At 70.1% G+C, this 20736-nt stretch carries 16 protein-coding genes; 9 read left to right on the top strand and 7 right to left on the bottom strand.

The genetic code is table 11. The features are described from left to right. Window positions 1-43: 43 nt before the first annotated feature. The 3 genes from IEZ13_RS37035 to IEZ13_RS37025 all read right to left on the bottom strand — a co-directional run bounded on the left by IEZ13_RS37035 (window position 44) and on the right by IEZ13_RS37025 (window position 2824). Window positions 44-637 carry a GNAT family N-acetyltransferase gene (locus tag IEZ13_RS37035; protein ID WP_183218516.1) on the bottom strand — a complete coding sequence of 198 codons (594 nt, stop codon included), beginning with the start codon at window positions 635-637 and terminating at the stop codon, window positions 44-46. After that, entirely contained in the window at window positions 634-2046 is a 1413-nt protein-coding gene (locus IEZ13_RS37030) for an APC family permease (protein WP_479722582.1), read from the bottom strand. Before IEZ13_RS37030 ends, IEZ13_RS37035 begins: the two co-directional genes overlap by 4 nt. 124 nt (window positions 2047-2170) lie before the next feature. Continuing rightward, window positions 2171-2824 (bottom strand): GOLPH3/VPS74 family protein, encoded by a 654-nt coding sequence (locus IEZ13_RS37025; RefSeq protein WP_183218518.1) that lies wholly within the window; start codon window positions 2822-2824, stop codon window positions 2171-2173. A 360-nt stretch (window positions 2825-3184) separates the two neighbouring features. On the opposite strand from IEZ13_RS37025, the gene IEZ13_RS37020 reads away from it, so the two are divergent. Continuing rightward, window positions 3185-3946: a dioxygenase family protein gene (locus IEZ13_RS37020; protein ID WP_183218870.1), complete on the top strand. Its 762-nt coding sequence runs from the start codon at window positions 3185-3187 to the stop codon at window positions 3944-3946. Window positions 3947-3997: 51 nt separating this feature from the next. Continuing rightward, entirely contained in the window at window positions 3998-5008 is a 1011-nt protein-coding gene (locus IEZ13_RS37015; RefSeq protein WP_183218519.1) for a TerC family protein, read from the top strand. Between the two features lie 678 nt (window positions 5009-5686). Here the strand turns inward: IEZ13_RS37015 and IEZ13_RS37010 are convergent. Next, the gene (locus tag IEZ13_RS37010) at window positions 5687-7906 is read right to left on the bottom strand and encodes an amino acid permease (protein WP_183218520.1); all 2220 of its coding nucleotides are present in this window, start codon (window positions 7904-7906) and stop codon (window positions 5687-5689) included. A 148-nt stretch (window positions 7907-8054) separates the two neighbouring features. On the opposite strand from IEZ13_RS37010, the gene IEZ13_RS37005 reads away from it, so the two are divergent. Beyond that, the gene (locus IEZ13_RS37005; RefSeq protein WP_183218521.1) at window positions 8055-8321 is read left to right on the top strand and encodes a hypothetical protein; all 267 of its coding nucleotides are present in this window, start codon (window positions 8055-8057) and stop codon (window positions 8319-8321) included. Window positions 8322-8379: 58 nt separating this feature from the next. Here the strand turns inward: IEZ13_RS37005 and IEZ13_RS37000 are convergent, their stop codons facing one another. After that, window positions 8380-9033, bottom strand: a complete 654-nt coding sequence (locus IEZ13_RS37000) for a response regulator (protein WP_183218522.1) — start codon at window positions 9031-9033, stop codon at window positions 8380-8382. A gap of 73 nt (window positions 9034-9106) precedes the next feature. Then, on the bottom strand, window positions 9107-10351 hold the full coding sequence (locus tag IEZ13_RS36995) for a sensor histidine kinase (protein WP_183218523.1): 1245 nt from the start codon (window positions 10349-10351) through the stop codon (window positions 9107-9109). 132 nt (window positions 10352-10483) lie between these two features. Between IEZ13_RS36995 and IEZ13_RS36990 the strand changes: the two genes are divergently transcribed. The 3 genes from IEZ13_RS36990 (at window position 10484) to IEZ13_RS36980 (ending at window position 14537) form a co-directional block, all read left to right on the top strand. Next, entirely contained in the window at window positions 10484-11383 is a 900-nt protein-coding gene (locus IEZ13_RS36990) for an ABC transporter ATP-binding protein (RefSeq protein WP_183218524.1), read from the top strand. Window positions 11384-11591: 208 nt separating this feature from the next. Then, window positions 11592-12383, top strand: coding sequence for an ABC transporter permease (locus IEZ13_RS36985; RefSeq protein ID WP_183218525.1), 792 nt, complete (start codon window positions 11592-11594; stop codon window positions 12381-12383). Between the two features lie 186 nt (window positions 12384-12569). Next, window positions 12570-14537, top strand: coding sequence for a M6 family metallopeptidase (locus tag IEZ13_RS36980; RefSeq protein ID WP_229795509.1), 1968 nt, complete (start codon window positions 12570-12572; stop codon window positions 14535-14537). Here IEZ13_RS36980 and IEZ13_RS36975 read toward each other — a convergent pair. Then, window positions 14513-15217, bottom strand: coding sequence for a cyclase family protein (locus tag IEZ13_RS36975; RefSeq protein WP_203833714.1), 705 nt, complete (start codon window positions 15215-15217; stop codon window positions 14513-14515). The genes IEZ13_RS36980 and IEZ13_RS36975 overlap by 25 nt on opposite strands. Window positions 15218-15305: 88 nt before the next feature. Here IEZ13_RS36975 and IEZ13_RS36970 point away from each other — a divergent pair, with 88 nt between their 5' ends. The 3 genes from IEZ13_RS36970 to IEZ13_RS36960 all read left to right on the top strand — a co-directional run bounded on the left by IEZ13_RS36970 (window position 15306) and on the right by IEZ13_RS36960 (window position 20032). Next, window positions 15306-15935, top strand: coding sequence for a MerR family transcriptional regulator (locus tag IEZ13_RS36970; RefSeq protein WP_183218528.1), 630 nt, complete (start codon window positions 15306-15308; stop codon window positions 15933-15935). Beyond that, window positions 15932-18520 carry a VIT domain-containing protein gene (locus IEZ13_RS47660; protein ID WP_183218529.1) on the top strand — a complete coding sequence of 863 codons (2589 nt, stop codon included), beginning with the start codon at window positions 15932-15934 and terminating at the stop codon, window positions 18518-18520. The genes IEZ13_RS36970 and IEZ13_RS47660 overlap by 4 nt, the downstream gene beginning before the upstream one ends. A 729-nt stretch (window positions 18521-19249) precedes the next feature. Continuing rightward, window positions 19250-20032 carry an RICIN domain-containing protein gene (locus IEZ13_RS36960; protein WP_183218530.1) on the top strand — a complete coding sequence of 261 codons (783 nt, stop codon included), beginning with the start codon at window positions 19250-19252 and terminating at the stop codon, window positions 20030-20032. Window positions 20033-20736: the final 704 nt, after the last annotated feature.

The raw sequence follows: 20736 nt of genomic DNA, 5'->3' as shown, positions 1-20736 counted from the left end.
GGCACGGGCCGTCCGGCCCGTGCCCCTCAAGGAGTAATCGTTTTCAGACAGCTCGCCACATGCGGTAGAACGGCGTACCGTCCGGCAGGTAGATCTCGAACGGCGTCATCGGCGTGTAGCCGTGCCGCTGGTAGAGCCGCACGTTGTTCTCGTTGGTCGCCTCCAGGTAGGCGGCCAGGCCCTCGGCGACCAGCTTCTCGTGGGTGTGCCGCATCAGCGCCCCACCGAGGCCCCGGCCCTGCTCCGACGGGCGGACCGCCAGGAACGCCAAATGCCAGTGCTCCTCGTGCGGGTGGTTCTTGTCGAACACCTCGTCCAGGGCGTCGAACCGCTCCAGATGCTCACCGGCCAGCTCCCGGAGGCGCTCGGCGTACCGCGGGGGCTCCGGCAGCTCGTTGGCCCGGTCGAACCAGACGGCGGTGGCCGCCAGCCCGCCGTCCTCATGGTCGATCACGTCGACCCGGCCGTAGGCGTAGGCGTGCTCGGTGTAGAGGGTGAAGAAGTCGGCCATCACCCGCTCCCGGTCGGACAGCGGCGGCACCAGGTAGGCGTTGGCGGCCAGATCGTTGAACGAGTGCGAGACGAGCGCGCCCACCGCGGGGATCTCGTCCTCGCGGGCGGATCGGATGACGGTCATCGGGTCTCCTCGTTCAGGGCGGCGGAGAATCCGCCGGAGTTGGCGGCGCTGCGGGCGCCCAGGCCGATGCCGGTGTAGATCTGCGGCCGGGCGGCTCGCAGGTAGAGGGCCCACAGGATGCCGGCCACGAAGAGCACCGCGAAGGACAGCGGCACCACCAGCGCCGGGGTGCTGCCGGGCTCGACGCCGAGCAGCGTGGCGATGTTGTCGATCGCCAGGTACGACATGACCAGCAGCAGGATCGCGCCGATCACCGGGGCGATCACCCGGTGCAGGACGTCCTCGCCCTCCGGGTGGCGGGCGAAGAAGCCGATCACCGCGAAGGCGGTGAGGGTGACCAGCAGCAGCACGCCGAGGCCGCCGCCGGTGCCGCCCCAGAAGAAGAGCTGCACGAGCGGGTCCCAGCCCATCACGGCGTAGACGACGATGACCGCGAGGCCGACCGCCGACTGGGCCAGCGAGCCGTTCTTCGGCGCGCCGGTGCCGGGCACGGTCTTACCGAAGACGCGCGGCAGCACGCCCTCACGGCCGAGCGAGAACATGTACCGCGAGATGATGTTGTGGAACGAGATCATCGCCGCGATCAGCGAGGTCAGGAACAGCGCGTGGCCCAGGTGCAGGGCGGTGTCGCCGAGCGGCCCAGCGGCCAGGTTGAAGAACAGCTCCGGACCCTCGGCCGTGGCCCGGTCGACGACCTTGTCGGCGCCGGCCGCGGAGATCATCGCCCAGGAGGCGAACGCGTAGAGCACGGCGATCAGCGCGATCGCGATGTAGGTGGCCCGGGAGACGGTACGTCGCGGGTCGCGCGACTCCTCGCTGAACACCACCGACTGCTCGAACCCGACGAAGCCGGTGATCGCCATGACCAGCAGCGCCCCGGCGCCCGCGCCGGTCAGCGTGGACGGGTCGAGCGGGGCGGACGAGGCGGTGAAGCCGTCGGTGGTGATCTCGGCGACCGCGAACACCACGGTCAACAGGATCTCGGCGACCAGCAGGGTGGCCAGCACCCGGCCGTTGACGGCCACGTCGCGTACGCCGAGGACGGCGACCAGCGCCCAGGCGGCCAGGCCGAGCACCCACCACGGGGCGTTGACGCCGAACCAGTCGGCGAACAGGGGCTCGGCGATCGCGCCGAAACCGCCGTACGAGGCGACCTGGAACATGTTGTAGGCGAGCAGCGCGACCCAGGAGGCGCCGACGCCGAGCGGGCGGCCGAGGCCCTGCGAGACGTAGGCGTAGAAGGCGCCCGCGTTGGAGATGTGCCGGGCCATCGCCACGTAGCCGACCGAGAAGATCGCCAGGACCACGGCGACCGCCAGGAAGGCGCCGGCGATGCCGGTCAGGCCGGTGACCGCGAGGCCGGTGGGAACGACGCCGGCCACGACGGTGAGCGGGGCGGCCGCCGACATGACGAAGAAGACGACCGCGGCGACGCCGAGGCGGTCGCGGGCCAGGGTATCGGAGACGCGACTTTCCGCGGGTTTTGTGTCGGAATATGACACGAGGGGCTCCACAGGTAAGGGGGGTTTGGAGTTAGGCACGGCGGGCCATGACGGCGTCTCCCACCGCCGCCTCGGCCTGCGACACGAGTTGTTGCAACATCGCCGGGAAGAGCCTGCGGAACTGTTCGAACAGCGCCGCCCTGTCCCGTGCGTCGAGGGTGGCCAGCACGTGCTGGTCCAGGCCGGTGGCCAGGATCAGACCGGCCAACAGCAGGTCGGCCACGTCCAGGTGCTCGTCCCGGGTGACCTTGGTACGGATGCGGGTGGCCGGCCAGCCAGCGGTCATCGAGTCGGCCGGCACGTAGGAGACCTTGGTGCCGCCGAGCAGTCCGCGTTTCTCCACCCGTTTGATCAGGGCGGCCCGGGACAGGCGGCGCTCGACCAGATCGGTGGCGATGCCGGTGGAGAGGTACGCGAGCCAGTTGCGTACGCCGTGCTGGCCGGCCTCCCGCAGGATCTGCTCGAGCACCGCGGTGCTGGCGGCGTCCCCGGTCGGCCGGTCGTCTATGACGATGAGTTCGGTCTCCACGAGGTCGATCCGCCGCCACAACATCAGCTCGCCGAGCAGGGCCGCGCCGAGACCGAGACCGAGGGTGGCCGGTGACAGCAGGGACTTGCCGCGAATCGTGTCGTGAGCGGTGAGATAGAGATCATCCGCGGGTGGTAGCTGCGGCGGCGACGCCACTCCCGGTTCTCCTTCCGACGCGGTTGGGGGAGGGTGCCCGCTCATGAGAGATGAGGGTGACCTTCACGAAAGCAATTACATAGCGCTCCCCGCTGCGCGACGCTGGAAGCCTGCCAGCTCTCGTCGATCAACGCAACTTCCAGAAGGGACAAATCGAGAGTCCACTTAGGGCGGTTTCGATCACACTGTCTCCCAGGCAATTCAGTTAACGACTACGAAACCTCTGACCATTTATGAACGCTGTCGATATAGATGAATCTTGAAATGTCAATAGCTACTTTTAGTAACTAGTTGCAGAATCAACTAAGTCGGCGTAGCGTTGCTGAAAAGGTTGAAGCTTCAACGGAGGTCATCGTGCGGATGCCCGCTCTCTTCCTCAGCCACGGCGCCCCGCCGCTGGTCGACGACCCCACCTGGGTGGCGCAGCTGCGCGACGTCGCCGCCGGCCTCCCCAGGCCGAAAGCGATCCTGATGGCCTCGGCACACTGGGAGTCCGCGCCGCTCATGCTGGGCGCCACCGAGACCGTCCCGCTGGTGTATGACTTCGGTGGGTTCGCGCCGCGCTACTACCAGGTTCAGTACCGTGCCCCCGGCGCGCCGGACCTCGCCGACAAGGTCGCCGCGCTGATGCCGGACACCGAGACCGTCGCCCGCACCGACCGCGGCCTCGATCACGGTGCGTATGTGCCGCTTACCGTCATGTATCCGGACGCCGACATCCCGGTGCTCCAGATGTCGCTGCCGACCCTCGAACCGGACCGCCTGCTCGAGATCGGCCGCCGCCTGGCCCCGCTGCGCGACGAGGGCGTGCTCATCGTCGGTTCCGGCTTCACCACCCACGGGCTGCCGTTCCTGCGTGACTGGAGCCCCTGGGCGACCGCCCCCGGCTGGTCCCGGGAATTCGACGCCTGGACCGCCGAGACCCTGGCCCGCGGCGCCGTCGACGAGCTCGCCGACTTCCGCGACCGCGCCCCCGGCATGCCCTACGCCCACCCCACCATCGAGCACTTCGCCCCGATGTTCCTCACCCTGGGCGCGTCCGGGGATCCGTCGCGGGCGCCGGAGCAGCCGATCGACGGATTCTGGATGGGACTGGCGAAAAGATCCTTCCAGGTGGTCTGATCCTGACGATTTCTCAGCATGCTTGCAGAATCTTTCGAGATCCTCTGAAGCATGCTTGAGGTCTCCGCGCTCGGGTGGACCGTCACCATCGGTGTCATCGTCGCCCTGCTCGCCCTCGATTTGACGCTCGGGGTGCTTCGTCCACATGTCGTCGGCTTCCGTGAGGCCGCCGCCTGGTCAATCTTCTACATCGCCGTCGCGATCGCGTTCGGTGTCGTCTTCGGAAGCATCGCCGGCTGGGATTTCGGCACCCAGTACTTCGCCGGGTACATCGTCGAGAAGAGCCTGTCCGTCGACAACCTCTTCGTCTTCGTGATCATCATGTCGACGTTCGCCGTACCCGAGCGCTACCAGCAGAAGGTGCTCACCTTCGGGATCATCATCGCGCTGATCCTCCGGGTCATCTTCATCGCGCTGGGCGCCGCCCTGCTCAGCATGTTCTCGTTCATGTTCCTGATCTTCGGCCTGATCCTGCTCTACACCGCCGTCCAGCTCTTCCGGCACCGCGACGAGGATCCCAGCATCGAGGACAACGCGCTGGTCCGCGCCGGCCGCCGCTTCCTCCCGGTGACCGACCACTACGTCGAAGGCAAGTTGATCACCCGCATCGACGGGAAGCGGATGTTCACCCCCCTCTTCCTGGTCCTGCTGGCCATCGGCGGCACCGACCTGCTGTTCGCCCTCGACTCCATCCCCGCGGTCTTCGGCGTGACCGAGGAGGCATACATCGTCTTCGTCGCCAACGCCTTCGCCCTGCTCGGCCTGCGCGCCCTGTTCTTCCTGGTCAAGGGCCTACTCGACCGCCTGGTCTACCTGTCGACGGGCCTGTCGCTGATCCTCGCCTTCATCGGCGTCAAGCTGATCCTGCACTGGGCCCACAAGGCCATCAGCGAGTCGGTCCCCGAGGTGAGCACCGCCGCCTCGCTAGCCGTCATCATCGGCATCCTGATCGTCACCACGATCGCCAGCCTGATCAAATCCAGTCGCGACCCGTCCCTCAAGGCCCACGCCGGAAGCCTGCGCGCCCGCCCGGCCTCCGACCAGCATCACGCCGAGCCCTAGCCGTCTTCCTGTCCGGCCAGGTGGGGGGTCGCCCTTTCTTACCAGCGACCCCCTTTCCGGTACGGGTGTCCTCGCCCTCAACCGCACAGACGGCAGTCCCCGTGAGTCCACGCGACCACCTGCCCGGTCGCGCCTGTGCCGCCCCCGCCGGGCTTAGATCGGTGCTCCCGCAGGCCCAGCCGCACGTCCCCTCACCCCCTGCCGCCGCTCCCGGCCGCCTCTCCCGCTCCCGCTGCCGTTCCCGGCCGTCCGCCTCTCCCGCTCCCGCTGCCGTTCCCGGCCGTCCGCCTCTCCCGCTCCCGCTGCCGTTCCCGGCCGTCCGCCTCTCCCGCTCCCGCTGCCGTTCCCGGCCACCCGCCTGACTTGCTCCCGCTGCCGCTCCCGGCCACCCGCCCCACTCCGCTCCTGCCGCGGCTCCCAGCGCCCGAGTAAACACAGAGCCCCGTGTTGGCTCGGCCGACACCGGCCGCGCCCGCGCCTACCAGCAGCCGTCCTCGCCCGCGCACGCCCGCAGCCGTCCTCGCCCACGCACACCCGCAGCCGGCTCACCCACAACGCACCACGTCCCGTCTCGCCGACACTGGTCCACCGGCCTTCGGCCCATGGCAATCGACCAGCGTTGGCCTGACCCGTAGCGACCTGCCCAGCCTTCGCCGTGCGGAGGTCTTCCGGAACCGATCAGCGGTCGTCGTCAGCGCCCTCTACCGCCGGAGATTCATCCGGGGTCTGTGACCCGCGCGGCCGAGGAGCCTGGCGCTGTGTGCCGCGGGACCTCGATGCCGGACCGCCCGCCGCCGGGGGTGTCCGAGCCGCCCGCGGTGCCCGGGCCGTAGGCTCCGGGTCGGCCGCCCCGTTGCCCGAGGGCGGCTCGGCCGCGGGCCCCGGTTCAGCGGCTCCGGTGCCGCCACCGCTCGCGGATGTCGTCGGGCGTGGCGACGATCGGCGGGGCGGCGACTTCGCCACTGTCGTCTCGTCAGCCGCGGACCCACTGGATCCGGCCACCGATCGTCTCTGCGGAGCCCTCTTCCGCGGGGCAGGCCGTGGCGTCACCGCCGGGGTAGCACCGTTCTCCGCTACCGGCCCCGACGCAGCGGCCGGCTCCACCCGCGACTCCTGAACGTCGGCGGACTCCACCCCCGGCTCTACCCGCGACTCCCCCACCTCGGCGGACTCCACCCGGGGCCCCGACCCAACAGCCGGTTCCGCTGGCGGCTCCCCCACGTCGGGCCGCTCCGTCGAGGTCGTTTCCCCGGAGGGATCGTCGGCATGGCCCTCCCCCACCTCACGCACGTCCACCGGCTCATCCTGGCGGGCCGGCTCGTCGCTCAGCGGCTGTCCGCCGTCCGTTTCGTTGATGGTTGACTCGGCTGCTCGTACCCCATCGGTTGGGGTTTCGTCGTCGGTCTGCTCAGCATCGCGCGGGGCGTGGGAGGTCTCGCCGGTGCGCAACTCGTGGGCGGTGGGGGCGGGCGGCACGGTCTCACCGGGAGGCAGGGGTGGCTGGCCGGTGCCGATCACCGCGTACACCTCGGGGTGGTTTTGGCGCAGTTTGCGACCCCAGACGACGCCGCCGATCAAGGCGGCCAGGAACAGTAGCGTCGGTGACCAGATCTTGAGGATGTTGTCGCTGTCCAGGAGTTCACCGAAGAAGGCGATGCTGAGCAGCAGCACGATCGACAGGAACACCGCGGCGATCCACGGCGCCACCGCACGGCGCCAGGTGGTCTCGCCGCTCGGGTTGCGGCGGAAATAGCGGACCACCGCGATCGAGGCGATGGTCATCAGGATGAGCACGCCGAGACCGCCGGAGACGGTACCGAAGAGGAACAGGTCGATCGTCGGGTTCCAGACCCCCACCGCGAAGATCAGCAAGGCGGCGAGCGCCAGGACGGACTGCGCGAGCGAGGCGGCGACCGGCACCCCGTCACGGGTACGTGCGAGGCCGCGCGGCAGGACGCCCTCGCGAGCGACGGTCAGGCCGTAGCGGGCGACCGTGTGGTGGAAGGCGAGCATCGCCGCGAACAGGCTGGTGGCGAAGAAGATCCGGCCGAGATCGACGAGAACCGTCGGCAGGTAGGGTTCGGGCAGGAAGAAGAACAGGTCGTTGAGGTGCGCGCCGGCGACCACGACGATCTGGTCCGGGCCGGCGGCGACCGACATGGCCCAGGCCGTGCCGCCGTAGAGCACGGCCGCGACCAGCAGGGTCAGGCCGATGGCGCGGGCCACGGTGCGGCGTGGGTCGCGTGCCTCCGCCGCGTACACCAGAGGGGCCTCGAACCCGACCATGCCGGCGATCGCCGCGACCAGCAGCGACACCCCGCCGGCGCTGGCGATCAGGGCGGGGTTGAGGGTGTCGAAGGTGACCGTGCCACCGGCCGGGTTGCCGATCATCACCGCGTCGAAGGTCAGGACGACCAGCACCTCGGCGCAGACCAGAACGGTGAGGATCCGGGCGTTGAGATCGATGTCGAGACGGCCGAGGGCGGCGATCACGGCCCAGCCGAGCAGCGCCCAGACGATCCACGAGATCTCCAGCCCGAAGATCGCGAAAGCGTTGTGCGCCGCCACGCCGAAAGCGCCGTAGAGACCGATCTGCATCGCGTTGTAGGCGAGCAGCGCCACGAAGGCGGTGCCCACACCGGCCGGCCGGGAGAGGCCGATCGACGCGTACGCGTAGAAGGCGCCGCTGTTGGGCACGTGTCTGGCCATCGCGGCCAGCCCGACCGTGAAGATCCCCAGCACCGCGGCGACCAGCATGTACGCCACCGGGATGCCCTTTTCACCGACCGAGCCGTAACCCAGCGGCAGGGCGCCGGCCACGACGGTGAGCGGTGTCATGGCGGAGACCGCGATGACGAAGATCGGCCACGTGCCGAGCTTGCGCTCCGGCTGGGACATGGCGCCTCCCGTGTCGAATCGATGGTGAATCGATGACCGCCCTCCATCATGTCCTCCACAACGGACGAGCGATATAGAAAAAATTCGATCTTGATGCCGAGTTGCGGGTTCGTGTTTCCGCTTTCGCAAGGTTGGGTAGATTGCCGTGATGCCCATCGGAGCGCAACCCCGGGGCCGTCGCGGAACGGTCGAGAAGCCGTTCAGTCCTCTCAATCTGAGGCTGGTTCTGGCTCTGTTCGGTCTGGTGGTGTGCACCGTTCTGTCGGTGCTGCTCTTCCGCGCGGGCTGGACGCTTCCGGGCTGGCTGCTGGCCGCCTGGGCGGTGTTCGCGGCCGGCGACATCGTGGTGATCCAGTTGCGCCGCCGGGCACGTGCGCGCGCTGAGGGTGGCCGCAAGCACTCGCTTTTCGAGTGACTTCCGCCTGAACCCGATCGAGTCGGGTCATCCGGTCGAGTCACCGGCCGGGCTTCCCTCAGGCGAGACCGGCGTCGTGGACCAGCAGAGCCACCTGCACACGGTTGTTGAGGTCGAGTTTGGTGAGCACTCGTGAGACGTGTGCCTTCACCGTGGCCACCGACATGTACAGCGCGGCGGAGATCTCGGCGTTGGAGCAGCCCTGCGCGACCGCCATCGCCACCTCCCGTTCGCGTGGGCTCAACCGGTCCAGCAAAGCCGCGGCCCGGCTGCGCTCGGGCGCCACACCGGCCGCGACGTGCGCGATCAATTGCCGGGTGACGCTTGGAGACAGGGTCGCCTCCCCCTGGGCGACCCGCAACACCGCCTCCCGGATCTGCCCGGGTGGGGTGTCCTTGAGCAGGAAGCCGCTCGCTCCGGCCCGCAGCGCCCGCAGCACGAACTCGTCGGCGTCGAACGTGGTCAGCACCAGCACCTCCGGAGCGCCGGGCCGGCGGCGCAGCGCCTCGGTGGCGGCCAGTCCGTCGACGCCGGGCATGCGGATGTCCATCAGGACGATGTCGGGCCGGTGCCGGGCGACGGCGGCCGGAACCTCCGCACCGTCCGCGGCCTGGCCCACCACGGCGACCTCCTCGTCCCCGGAGAGGATCATCGTCAGTCCGGCCCGGACCAGCGGGTCGTCGTCGACGATGAGCACCCGGACCGCGCTCATGCCGTCGCCTCCGCTTCGCTCCGGCGCCGCCATGAGTTCAAGACTGAGCCCGATGATTCGCTCGCAAGCTCGCTCATGCCGGCCACGGCAGCCACGCGGTGAGCAGGAAGTGGTCGCCGTCCCGGCCGTGGGTGAGCCGCCCACCGGCGAGGCGGGCACGCTCGCCGAGACCGATCAGGCCCACTCCGGTCCCGGGGATGGGCGCGGCTGGGACGGTGACCGGCATCGGGTTGCGGATCCCGATGGTCATGCCGTCGCCGGCTTCGCCGCCGACCACGACATGCACGCTGGCTCCGGGGGCATGCTTGCGCACGTTGGTGAGACCTTCCTGGATGATCCGGTACGCGTCCCGCCCGGCCGCCACCGGCACGGTCTCGGGGTCGATCGTCATCTCCAGCCGCACTCGGTTGCCCGCGGCCCGGGACTCGTCGGCCAGGGCGGGCAGCGCGCTGAGGGTGGGTTGTGGCCGCTCCGGGGCCTGCTGCTCGTCGGACTGACCGGCCCGCAGCACGCCGATCACCGTCCGCAGGTCCTGCAACGCCTGATGCGCGTTGGCGCGAACCACGGCGGCGGCCCCGGCGATCTCCTCCGGTGGCGCGCCGGGCCGGAACTCGAGTGCCCCCGCGTGCAGGCTGAGCAGGGAGATCCGGTGTGCCAGGACATCGTGCATCTCGCGGGCGATCCGGGTGCGTTCCAGCACTCGTGCCTGGCTGACGCGCAGCTGCTGTTCGGCCTCGGCTCGTTCGGCCCGCTCCCGCCAGGTGAGCATCAGCAGCCGGCGAGACCGGACGAGCATCCCCCACAGCGCCGCGATCGTCGCCATCGCCACACCCCAGCCGAACGTCTCCCAGTGGGTGACGCCGATTTCGGGCCGCATCAGGGCGAAGACCGCGTTCCCCACCACGGTGAGGCTCATGTAGGCGGCCAGAACCCCGAACCGGCGATGCACCGCGACGGTGAACACCATGATCAGCTGGGTCATCCAGCTGGCGATCGAGACGAACGACAGCAGACCGACGAGGATCGCCAACGGCATCAGGAATCTGCGCCGCCACCACAGGCCGAACGCGACGACGGCGCTGACCACACCGTCCGTCATCGCTGACCACGTCGACATGCCCAGCCACTCGACCGCTGTCGACGGATCGGGGCCGACCAGGTCGTTGGTGATCAGGATGGTGAAGCCGAACGCGAGGACGAAGCAGTGCACGTCGACGATCCAGTCGCGCGTGGAACGACGGGCGGGCAGCGGTCCGGACGGGTCCGCGGCCAGCGCCGACGGCCACAACCAGCGATACTCCGTCGGCGATCTCCCCACGTGGCCGACTCTACGGGCGGGCCGCCATCGGCCGATACCGACCAAAGTCGTAGTCCCGATATCGACGAAGGTTCGCGGACATCGACCGGCGGCCGAAGCGACCGGCACCGCCCGGACCGCACGCTGGGTCACATGATTTCGGTCGAGAACCTCACCAAGGCGTACGGGGCGCAGCGCGCGGTCGACGATGTGTCGTTCATCTGCGAGCCGGGGACGGTGACCGGCTTCCTGGGGCCCAACGGCGCCGGCAAGTCCACGACGATGCGCATGATCTGCGGTCTCACGCCGCCGACCTCCGGGCGGGCCACTGTGGCGGGGGTCCCCTACCGGCGGCTCGGCAACCCGGGACGTCACGTAGGCGTCCTGCTCGACGCGTCCGCCCAGCACGCCGGGCGGACCGGCCGGGAGGTGCTGGCGCTCGCGGCGCTCACCATGGGCCTGGACACCCAACGGGTGTCCGCCCGGTTGGAGCGGGTCGGGCTCGGCGGGGCGTCCGCGAAACGACGGATCCGGGCCTACTCCCTGGGCATGCGCCAGCGCCTCGGTCTCGCCTACGCCATGATCGGCGATCCGGCGGTGCTGATCCTCGACGAGCCGGCCAACGGCCTGGACCCCGAGGGCATCCACTGGATGCGGGGGTTGCTGCGCGATTTCGCCGATCGGGGCGGCACGGTCCTGCTCTCCTCCCACCTGCTGCGGGAGGTGGAGGTGATCGCCGACCGCCTGGTGGTGATCGGTAACGGTCGCATCCTCGTCGAGGGCGACAAGGAGGACCTGCTCGGCGCTGCCGGAACACTGGTCCGCGCGTCGGATCCGGCGGCACTCGAGGCGCTGCTCCAGCGAATGGGGCTGACCGGCACCCGAACAGCGGACGGCAGCGTCCTGGTTCCGTCCGACCCGCAGACCATCGGTCCGGCCGCCGCGGCCGCCGGCGTGGTGCTGCTGGAACTGCGCCCGGCCGGCGCGGGCGGACTGGAGGAGATGTTCCTGCGGCTCACCGCGGGCACCGAGACCGGAGCGGCAGCCCGGTGAGCGGCCCCACACCCGCATCTCCGGCATCACCTCCCCTCGCCTCCACAGCCCCGGTCGCACGCCGGCCCGGGCCCTCACGCCCGCTCGTCTCCGCTGCCCGAACCGCTCTCCCGCTCGCTCACGCCATGCCGGCCGCCGGCCCGCTTGTTCACGTCGTCCCGGCCGCGGGTGTCGCGCCGGTGATCGCCCAGGCTCAGGAGGATTTTCGATGACCGCGACCGTGCCCGTCTCCACCGCGCCGGCCGCCCCCGCGGCGGCCGCGACCGGACGCATCCCGCTGACCCGGCTCACCGTCGTGGAGCTGCGTAAACTCGCCGACACCCGGGCCGGGTCCTGGCTGTTGATCGTGATCGGCCTGGCCACCGCTGCCACCTCGGCGGTCCTGCTGGGGTGGGCCGCCGACGAGGAACAGACGTTCAGTGCGCTGTACTCCTTCGGCCTGCTCCCGTCGTCGGTGCTGCTGCCGGTGCTCGGCATCCTCTCGGTGACCAGCGAATGGTCGCAGCGCAGCGCGCTGGCCACCTTCACCCTGGTGCCGGCTCGTGGCCGGGTCCTGCTCGCGAAGATCGCCGCGGCCATCCTGATCGCGATCGCCGCCACGGCTGCGACCGCGGTTCTGGCAGCCGGGGCCAACGTGCTGGCCTCGGCCCTCGGCGGCGACGGATCGTGGTCCCTGGATTCCTCGCTGATCTGGCAGAGCCTGCTCCTCCAGGTGATCTTCGTACTGATGGGTGTCGCGTTCGGCGCGCTGCTGCTGAACTCGCCGCTGGCGATCGTCATCTACTTCGCCCTTCCGACGGTCTGGACGATTCTGGGGGAAACCATCAAGGGCCTTGGTGACGCGGCCGAGTGGCTGGATCTCAATGTCACCTCGCAGGCCCTGACGGAGCCGGACATGACTTCCGGAGAGTGGGCCCGGCTGGCTGTCTCGGTCGGGGTCTGGGTGGGGCTTCCGCTGGTCCTGGGCACCATTCGTGTGCTCCGCCGGGAGGTTTCCTGATCCACAACGGCCGGTGTTGGCATCACGATCCGGCGATCAGCGGTAGCGTGCCGAGACGTGACGCGTACCCTATTTGCCACCTTCGCAGTAATAACGGCTTCTATCCCGTTATTCACAGGCCCGGCACCGGCCACGCCACTGACCGTCCCGCAACCCACCCCGTCCGGATTTCGCGATCCGTTCCAGGTGGAGACGCGGGAACCGGATCTGGACCGGCTCACCTTCGACGGTAAGCCGCTCCCGGCCGCCAGTTACGAGCCACGGCCCAGCGCGCGGATCGCCGTGCAGACCCCACCGGTCGGCACGGTCCGCAGCTGGGCCGGCCTCAACGAGATCGACGGCGACGTCTACCGCAAGGACTACACACTGCGCGGCGTCGGGGAGCACATCGAGGTCTGGGTCGCGAAGGACATCGCCTTCCCGGAGAACGACTGCCGCAAGAACTCGACCGAGATCACCGACGCCCAGGTCACCGGCCTGATACGCGAATTCGACGAGGTCATCTACCCTCGCGAGACCAAGGCGTTCAGCACTCCGCCGGACCGGAGCGGCACGAACCCCGGCCTGCCGGGCGATTTCACCGGCACGGGCAACCGGACCGTCACACTGGTCGACAACATCCGCGACGACAATTACTACGACTTCCCGGCGCATCAGACCTACGTTTCGGGCTTCTTCTCCGAGCAGCTCAATGAACTCTTCGACCGCAACGTGATCACGATCGACGCCTACGACTGGGAGCATCGCACCGGCGCGGATCCGAAACATGAGCCCAACGACGACGTGTGCATCAGCCGCCCGGCCCGGCCCCGGATGTACGAGTCGACCTTCGCCCACGAGTGGCAGCACCTGCTCAGTTACTACACCGACCCGGACGAGGAAGTGTGGATCAGTGAGGGTCTCGCCGACTACGCCCAGACGCTGACCGGTTATGTGGACGCGAAAATCGGCGTCTACCACCGCGGTTTCGACAACCACATCGTCTGCTACCAGGGTTTCGGCAACGTCAAGACCGACTACAATCCGAACCCTCGCGACTGCGGCGGCCCGGCGAACTCGCTGAACCTCTGGACCGAGGGTGCGCCGGACGAGTTGCTCGCCGACTACGGCCAGACCTACCAGCTGATGCTCTACCTGAGCGACCGTTTCGGGACGGACTTCCACTCCAAACTGCACCAGGACAAGGAGAACCACGGCCTGAACGCGATCACCGCGGCTCTGCCCAGCGGGACGAAACTCTACGACGTCCTGCACGATTTCCAGGTCATGACGCTGGTCGACAAGGTGACCGACGAAGCGGGCAGCATCCTCAGGGGCGCGCCCCGGGACCGGGTGACCTCGGCGAGCGTGCACTCGACGGTGAACCTCGACAGCCCCTCCGCTTACGGATCGGCGGGCGCGCCGCCCAACGGCGCCGATTACGTCCGGCTTCCACGCGGATGGCGGAAGATCGTCTTCGAGGGCGCGAAGACCCTTCCGCCGACCCCGCTGGCCTGGACGCTGGACGCGGGAAGGCTCTTCTCCGGCAACGCCCCGGACACCGACGAGGCCGCGGTGCGCTTCGTCGACGTCCCGCAGACCGACGCCGTCCTGCGTTTCAAGACCACCTACGGCCTGGAGGACCGGTTCGACTACGGATACGTCACGATCTCGGCCGACGGCGGCAAGACCTACGAGATGCTCGAAGGCGACAGCACGGTCAAAGGGCCCCTCGGCCCGGCGATCACCGGCAAGGCCACGGACGTCACCCTGAGTTACGACCTCAAGAAGTACGCCGGAAAGCAGGTGCTTTTGGGCTTCCGCTATGTCAGCGACAGCGCCGTGAACATTGGCGGCTGGCACCTTTCCGAGGTCAAGGTCGGCGCCACTGCGGTGGCCACCGACACGCTCGAGGGCTGGAAGTCGCCGACCGAGGTGCACCCCACGCCGGTCTTCGACTGGCACGTGTCCCTGGTCGGCCTCGACACCGCCAAGGCCAAAGTGGTCTCGCTGGCACGTCAGGCCAGGGTCCGCCGCTACCCGAAGGTCGTCGCGGTGATCTCCTACGACGAGCCCACCGGAACGGTGACTCATTACGCCCCCTACACCTTGAGGGTCGATGGCAAGCTCTATCAGCCGGCCGCTGGGAATCAGGACGGCGGGAGCACCCCGTAGATCAGGGCGGGCGACCCGGAACCGGCCTTGTTGATCTGCCCACCACAGAGCACCCAGGCTCCTGTGGTGGGCAGACTCGCAAGATTGGCGAGCACCTCGAGACTGATCCGTCTGCGCCGGTAGACCATCCGGGAGACGACGAAGGTCGTGTCGGCACTGACGTCGGGGCTGAACGCGTCCGTCCCCGTGCCACCCCGCTCGCCCAGCCGGCCGGTGTCGGTCAGCCACTGCACGGCCTCCGGCGCGAACCCCGGATGCGGCAGGAACGCTTCGGTGCCGAAACGCTCCTCCCAACCGGTCCAGAGCACCACGAACGAGTCGCCGGGGATGCGGCCGTGCCCCTGCTCCCACTCCTCCAGGTCGGCGACGGTCACCGCATAGCCGGGATCGGCGGTGCACCGGCGGCGAACGTCGATCTTGACCGCCGGCCGGAACAGATCCTCCGGGGTCAGCTCGTCGGCGAGCAGCCCACCCGGCGTGAAGTGGCCGGGCGCTCCCCAATGCGTGCCGGTGTGCTCGCCCGCGAACACCGTCTGGAGATAGAACCCGTCCGGCTCCAGCCTGGACACGGTCTCCAGACGGGGTGGCGGATCGCCCGGATAGACGCTCACCCTCGCCGGGTCGTTGACGTGTGACAGATTCACCAGCCGCAACCCGCCCAGCAGCGCGTCCCCGTTCATGATGCTCCCTCCTTCGGCCGCCGGCCGCCTCGCTCTGCCCGCCATCATGCCATTGACACTGTCACGATGACAGTGTCATTCTCAGGACATGTGGACGATGGAGCAGTTGGTCGAGCGGGTCAGCGCGGCGCTCGCCGCGGAGTACCCGGGCGCCCCCAACGGCCGCGTCCGGGAGCTGCCCGACCGCAGGTCGATCCGGTGGTATACGACCATCGGCCTGGTCGACCGGCCTCTCGGCACGCGGGGACGCACCGTTCTCTACGGGCCCCGCCACCTCCTGCAACTGGTGGCGATCAAGCGACGGCAAGCCTCCGGGCGCACACTCGCCGAGATCCAGGAGGAGCTGTCCGGAGCCTCGGAGGAGACACTGGCCGAGGTGGCGCGCATCCCCGGGAGCCTGCTGGAGGCCCCGGCCGCCGCGGCGCCTTCTCCGGCCCGTCCCGACTTCTGGAAGGCCGCTCCCGCCGACCCCGAGCCGGTTCCCGGCTCCACTCGCAGGGCGCTGGCCGAGGCCGTCGCCGCTCTGGACGTGGAGTCGGCGCCGCCACCGGCTCACCGCCTACAGACCTTGGTGACCGGGGTGCCTCTCGGCGGAGGCGTGATCCTGCTGCTGCCCCGCCATGGCACCGAGGTCGACCGCGACGAGATCGCCGCGGCTGCCCGTCCCCTGCTCGACCTGCTCGCGGCACGCGGGCTCACCGATGGGAGAAGCGAATGATCATTTCAGTGAACCCGATGGGACCCGCCGAGCTGGAACGCCACCGGACCATGCCGGACGCCGGCCTCGGCACATTGCGGACCGACCGCGGAAACCTTCCGCTCGACCGCCTCGACGTTCGGGCCTCGATCAGCGGGCTGCTCATGCGCACCGAGTTGACCACAGAGTTCGTCAACTCCCACGACACCGCGCTCGAGGCTACCTATGTCTTCCCCCTGCCCGACCGGGCCGCGGTGACCGGCATGACGATGACCGCCGCCGACCGCACCGTCACCGCCGAGCTGCGCGAGCGCGGTGCCGCCCGCGAGCAGTACGACCAGGCGATCGCGGCCGGCCAGCGGGCGTCGATCGCCGAGGAGGAGCGCCCGGACGTCTTCACCATGCGGGTCGGCAACATCCTGCCCGGCGAGCGGGTCACGGTGCGGCTGCGACTGGTCGGCCCGCTGCCGTATGAGGACGGCGCCGCGACCTTCCGCTTCCCGCTGGTCGTGGCACCGCGATACATCCCCGGCCACCCTCTGCCGGGGCCCTACACCGGCGACGGCCAGCAGGCCGACACCGGTGATGTGCCCGACGCGTCCCGGGTCTCCCCACCGGTGCTCCTGCCGGGCTTCCCCAACCCGTTGCGCCTGTCCCTCGCGGTCGACATCGATGCGGCCGGGCTCGAGCTCGGCGAGGTCCGGTCCAGCCTGCACACCGTCACCGACCACGGCGGAACGCTGCGGATCGACCCCGGCGAGCGGGCCGACCGTGACTTCGTGCTCCGGCTCGCCTACTCAGCCGGCGATGAGTCCGCGGTCGCCGTCCCCGACGAGGACGGCGATCAGGGCACCTACCAGCTCGTGGTTCTCCCTCCGGAGACCGGCACAGCACCCCGGCCGAAAGACGTGGTGCTCCTGCTCGACCGCTCCGGCAGCATGGGCGGCTGGAAGATGGTGGCCGCCCGGCGCGCCGCGGCCCGGGTCGTCGACACCCTGACCGCCGGCGACCGTTTCGCCGTCCTCACCTTCGACCACGAGGTCGACCAGCCGGCCGACCTCGGACCCGGCCTCGCCGAAGCCACCGACCGTCATCGGTACCGGGCCGTCGAACACCTGGCCCGCGCCCAGGCCCGTGGTGGCACCGAGCTGCTCAAGCCCCTCACCGCCGCCCTCGCGATGCTCTCCGACAGCCCCGGCCGTGACCGTGTTCTGGTGCTGGTCACCGACGGCCAGGTCGGCAACGAGGACCAGATCGTCAAACAGGTGGCACCTCTCATCGGCACGATCCGGGTGCACACCATCGGCATCGACCGTGCCGTGAACGCCGGATTCCTCGGCCGGCTCGCCGCGCTCGGCGCGGGCCGGGCCGAGCTGGTGGAGAGCGAGGACCGGCTCGACGAGGCGATGGAGCAGATCCACCGCCGCATCGGCGCCCCGGTCGTCACGGGTCTCACGGTCACCGGCGACGGCTTCACGCCGGTCGACGGCAGCCGCAGTCCCGCTCGCCTGCCAGGTCTCTACCCCGGCGTTCCGCTGGTCATCACCGGCCGGTTCACCGGAGCCGTCGAGGGCGCGCTCACGGTCACCGGGCGAACTCGCGACGACCAGGAGTTCCGGACGGCGGTTCCGGTCCAGTCCAGTGCCGAGCCGGCCGTCACCTCGGTCTGGGCGCGGGCGCGGCTTCGCGATCTCGAGGATGCGTTTGCGGCCGGCGACCACTCGTTGGAGGCCGAGATCCTCGGCACGTCACTCCGGTTCGGGGTTCTCTGCCGGTTCACCTCCTACATCGCGGTGGACGAGCGTGTGGTGAACGAGGGCGGTCACAACCGCAGGGTCACCCAGCCGGTCGAGATGCCGTCCGGCTGGGAGAGCCCAGCGCCCGCGGCACCGATGCCCCAGTACTTCGCAGCCGCCTCGTCGCCGTTCCCCGACCAGGCGGCGCCCGCAGCGCCGGGCGCCATGCCGCCGCTGCCGCCGCCTGTCGCGCCTGCCCCTGCCCGGCCCGCGTTCGCGCCACAGCGTGCGCAGGGTCCGTATGGCGGGGCACCGGGCAGCGCGGTACCGACGTCCGGGGCGCCGGTCGGGGGCGCCCCGCCGAGGTCTGGGACACCGTCCGGGGGCGCTGCACCGGCCGGATCACCACCGTTCGCCGCACCGAAAGTCACCGGAGGTGCCACCGCCGAGGAGGCAGCCGACAGCATGGAGCTGGTGCAGCCAGCGCGTGCCTTCGCCCGGCTGCGGCGTCCCTCCGGCCCACCGGCCGCGACCGGGCATGGCGGGCGTGCCCGCTCGCTACGGTCCACACAGAGCGCCGGCATGTCGGTCGACGAACTCCGGGAACTGGCCGCGGTCGAGGTCGCACGGCTCCGCGAGGCGGCCCAGCAGCCTGCTCTTGACCGCCGCGATCTGCTCGACGACCTGGCCAGCCGTCTCGCCGTGCTGATCGAGCCACTGACCGATGCCGAGCTCACCCCCGTGCGCGACCTGATCGGTGTCCTCCGTGGGGACTTGTCCCTCGAGGACAGGTGGGCGGCCGCGCTCCGGGTCCTGGAGGCGTTCGCCGCCGGCAAGCCGGAGAAGAAGCGCCCGTTCTGGAAAGCCTGATCTTCGGCGCCGCCCCGGGTTCCACGGCCCGGGGCACCCCAGGGCACCACACCCGAGAGCTCCACGGCCCGCGCGCACCACGACTCGGGGGCCGCCACGACCCAGAGGCCAGGAACCGTGATCGGGCCAGGGGCCGGGGGCCAGGGGCCGGGGCCAGGGGCCGGGGCCAGGGGCCGGGGCCAGGGGCCGGGGCCAGGGGCCAGGGGCCGGCGGCGCGGCCGCAACCGGGGACGCGGCTGGGACCAGACCAGGGACAGGAAGCGCGGCCAGGACCGGATTAGGGACAGCGAGCCGAGAGGAAGCCGGGGCGCGCTGGAGCGGGAGCCACGGCCACCGGGGCGGTGGGGCCAGGCATGACGCGGCGTACCTGACGCGGCGCAGCACGACACGGTCCGGGTCCGCGCAGGTTGGCGGGCGCGGACCGATGTGGAGATTTCGCGGTGGGGAAGGCGAAGTGGCCTGAGTGGGCGGCTGGCGCGATGCAGAGCGACTCGCATCGGTTGAACGGGACCCCACGGCGGTGGCTGAATGGCGGTAAGTTGGGTCACCGGTGCTCGGACCGGGGGGTGGCAACGCCAAGTGGGCGATGATCGGGGCAACGATCGTGATCCGTTGTTGGTGCGTCCGTTCGTTCTGCCGGATGGGGACCACGACGAATCAGCGCCGTCAGTCGCGACATGGCCGGCTCAGCGAGCGCCGGAGGATCCACCTACGCAGTTGCTGCCGATCGTGTCGGCTGGGAAGACCGATGACTCCGATGCCGGGGAGCAGCGGCGGGTCCGGCCGCTTCTACTGATCGGCGCCGCGGTCGCCGCGGTCGCGACCGTCGCTGGTTATGCGCTGTTCCGGCCGGGTGAGGGGCAGGAACGCTGGATGTCCATGCCCGATCAGTCACTGCCGGCCGCGGTGGGGCCTGCCAACTCGGCGAGTGTCGCTACCGAGGAGAGCCCGGGGGAGAACTCGAACGCTGGCGACAGTGGCGACGATGGTGGGGGCGCCGTTCCGACCGCCCCGAGGAGCCCGAGTCGATCGGCGACGGGGTCGGCGGCGAATGCCTCGGCCACCGCCTCGGCAGCGCCCAGCGTCTCGAAATCGGCCGAGGCTCCGGCTCCGCCGATCTCGCTTCTGCCCAGTTCGGTCGCGACCGGGAGCGGCCTCCTCGTCACCGGCAACGGGCTCTGCCTGGACCTGCGGGGCGGTTCCGCAGAGGACAACCAGGAGGTCCACGTCGATGACTGCAACGGCACCAGCCCGCAGCGGTGGCAACTCAATGCGGATCGCACCCTCGAGGTCCTGGACATGTGCGCCAATCTGGTGGGTGACGGCACCGTGCATCTCACCCGCTGCGACACCCGGACCACGGCGCAGTGGCAACTGTTCGAGAACGGGGTGTTGCGCAACGTCTCGAACGGGCAGTGCCTCACCGATCCCTACTCGGGAGCACAGCCGGCCCGCGCTGTCGTGGTCACCACGTGTGTCGGCGGCAACAACCAGAGGTGGACGTTCCGCTGACTCGTCGTGGGCCGGCATTGTAGGCGGCCGTCACGAGCCGACGAGATCCATCGACCGCCTCGCAAGGGCTCCCGTCGAGCACGGCACCGGCGACGGTCGCACCCGAGTGATGGGCGTTGGACGGCCGCGACCACCGGCCCCGCTCCTGAACGAACAGGAGCACCGGCATCGCGGCACCCAGGTGGCGGGCTGGTGGAACGCCGCCCATTGGCGGACGAGCAGCCACCCGCGACGGCAGCTGGTGACCTCGGCCCAACCGGCGACGCCACGCTCGAATAACCGGCTGGCGCGACGCCCCCACACGCCGGTCAGAGGCCACTGTCCAGCAACGGCAACCCGGACGAACCCTGCGCCGACGACAGCGCACCCGAGCGGTCGGCCAGTCGATTGCCCGGCACGCCGCCTGGCGGGTGCAGCGAGCGAGGGGTGGCGCGACAGGCAGGCAGCGAGCGCGACGGGCACGACGGCAACGGACGGTGAGCGACGGATCACAGGTACAACTGGCGGGCGCAGCAAACGCGACGGGCGCGACAGGCGGACGGCGGACGGACGGCGGCGAGCGGCGGGCGGACAGACGGCGGACGGGCGGAAAGACGGGCGGGCGCGACGGACCGCGGGCGGACGGGCGGGCGCGACGAACCGCGGGCGGACGGGCGGGCGCGACGGGCGCGACGGGCGGTGAGTGGGCGAGCGGCGGGCGGCGA

It is taken from the genome of Actinoplanes campanulatus, assembly GCF_014647795.1.
GTDB classification, from domain to species: Bacteria; Actinomycetota; Actinomycetes; order Mycobacteriales; family Micromonosporaceae; genus Actinoplanes; species Actinoplanes campanulatus.
This window is presented reverse-complemented; position numbering and strand designations above follow the sequence as displayed.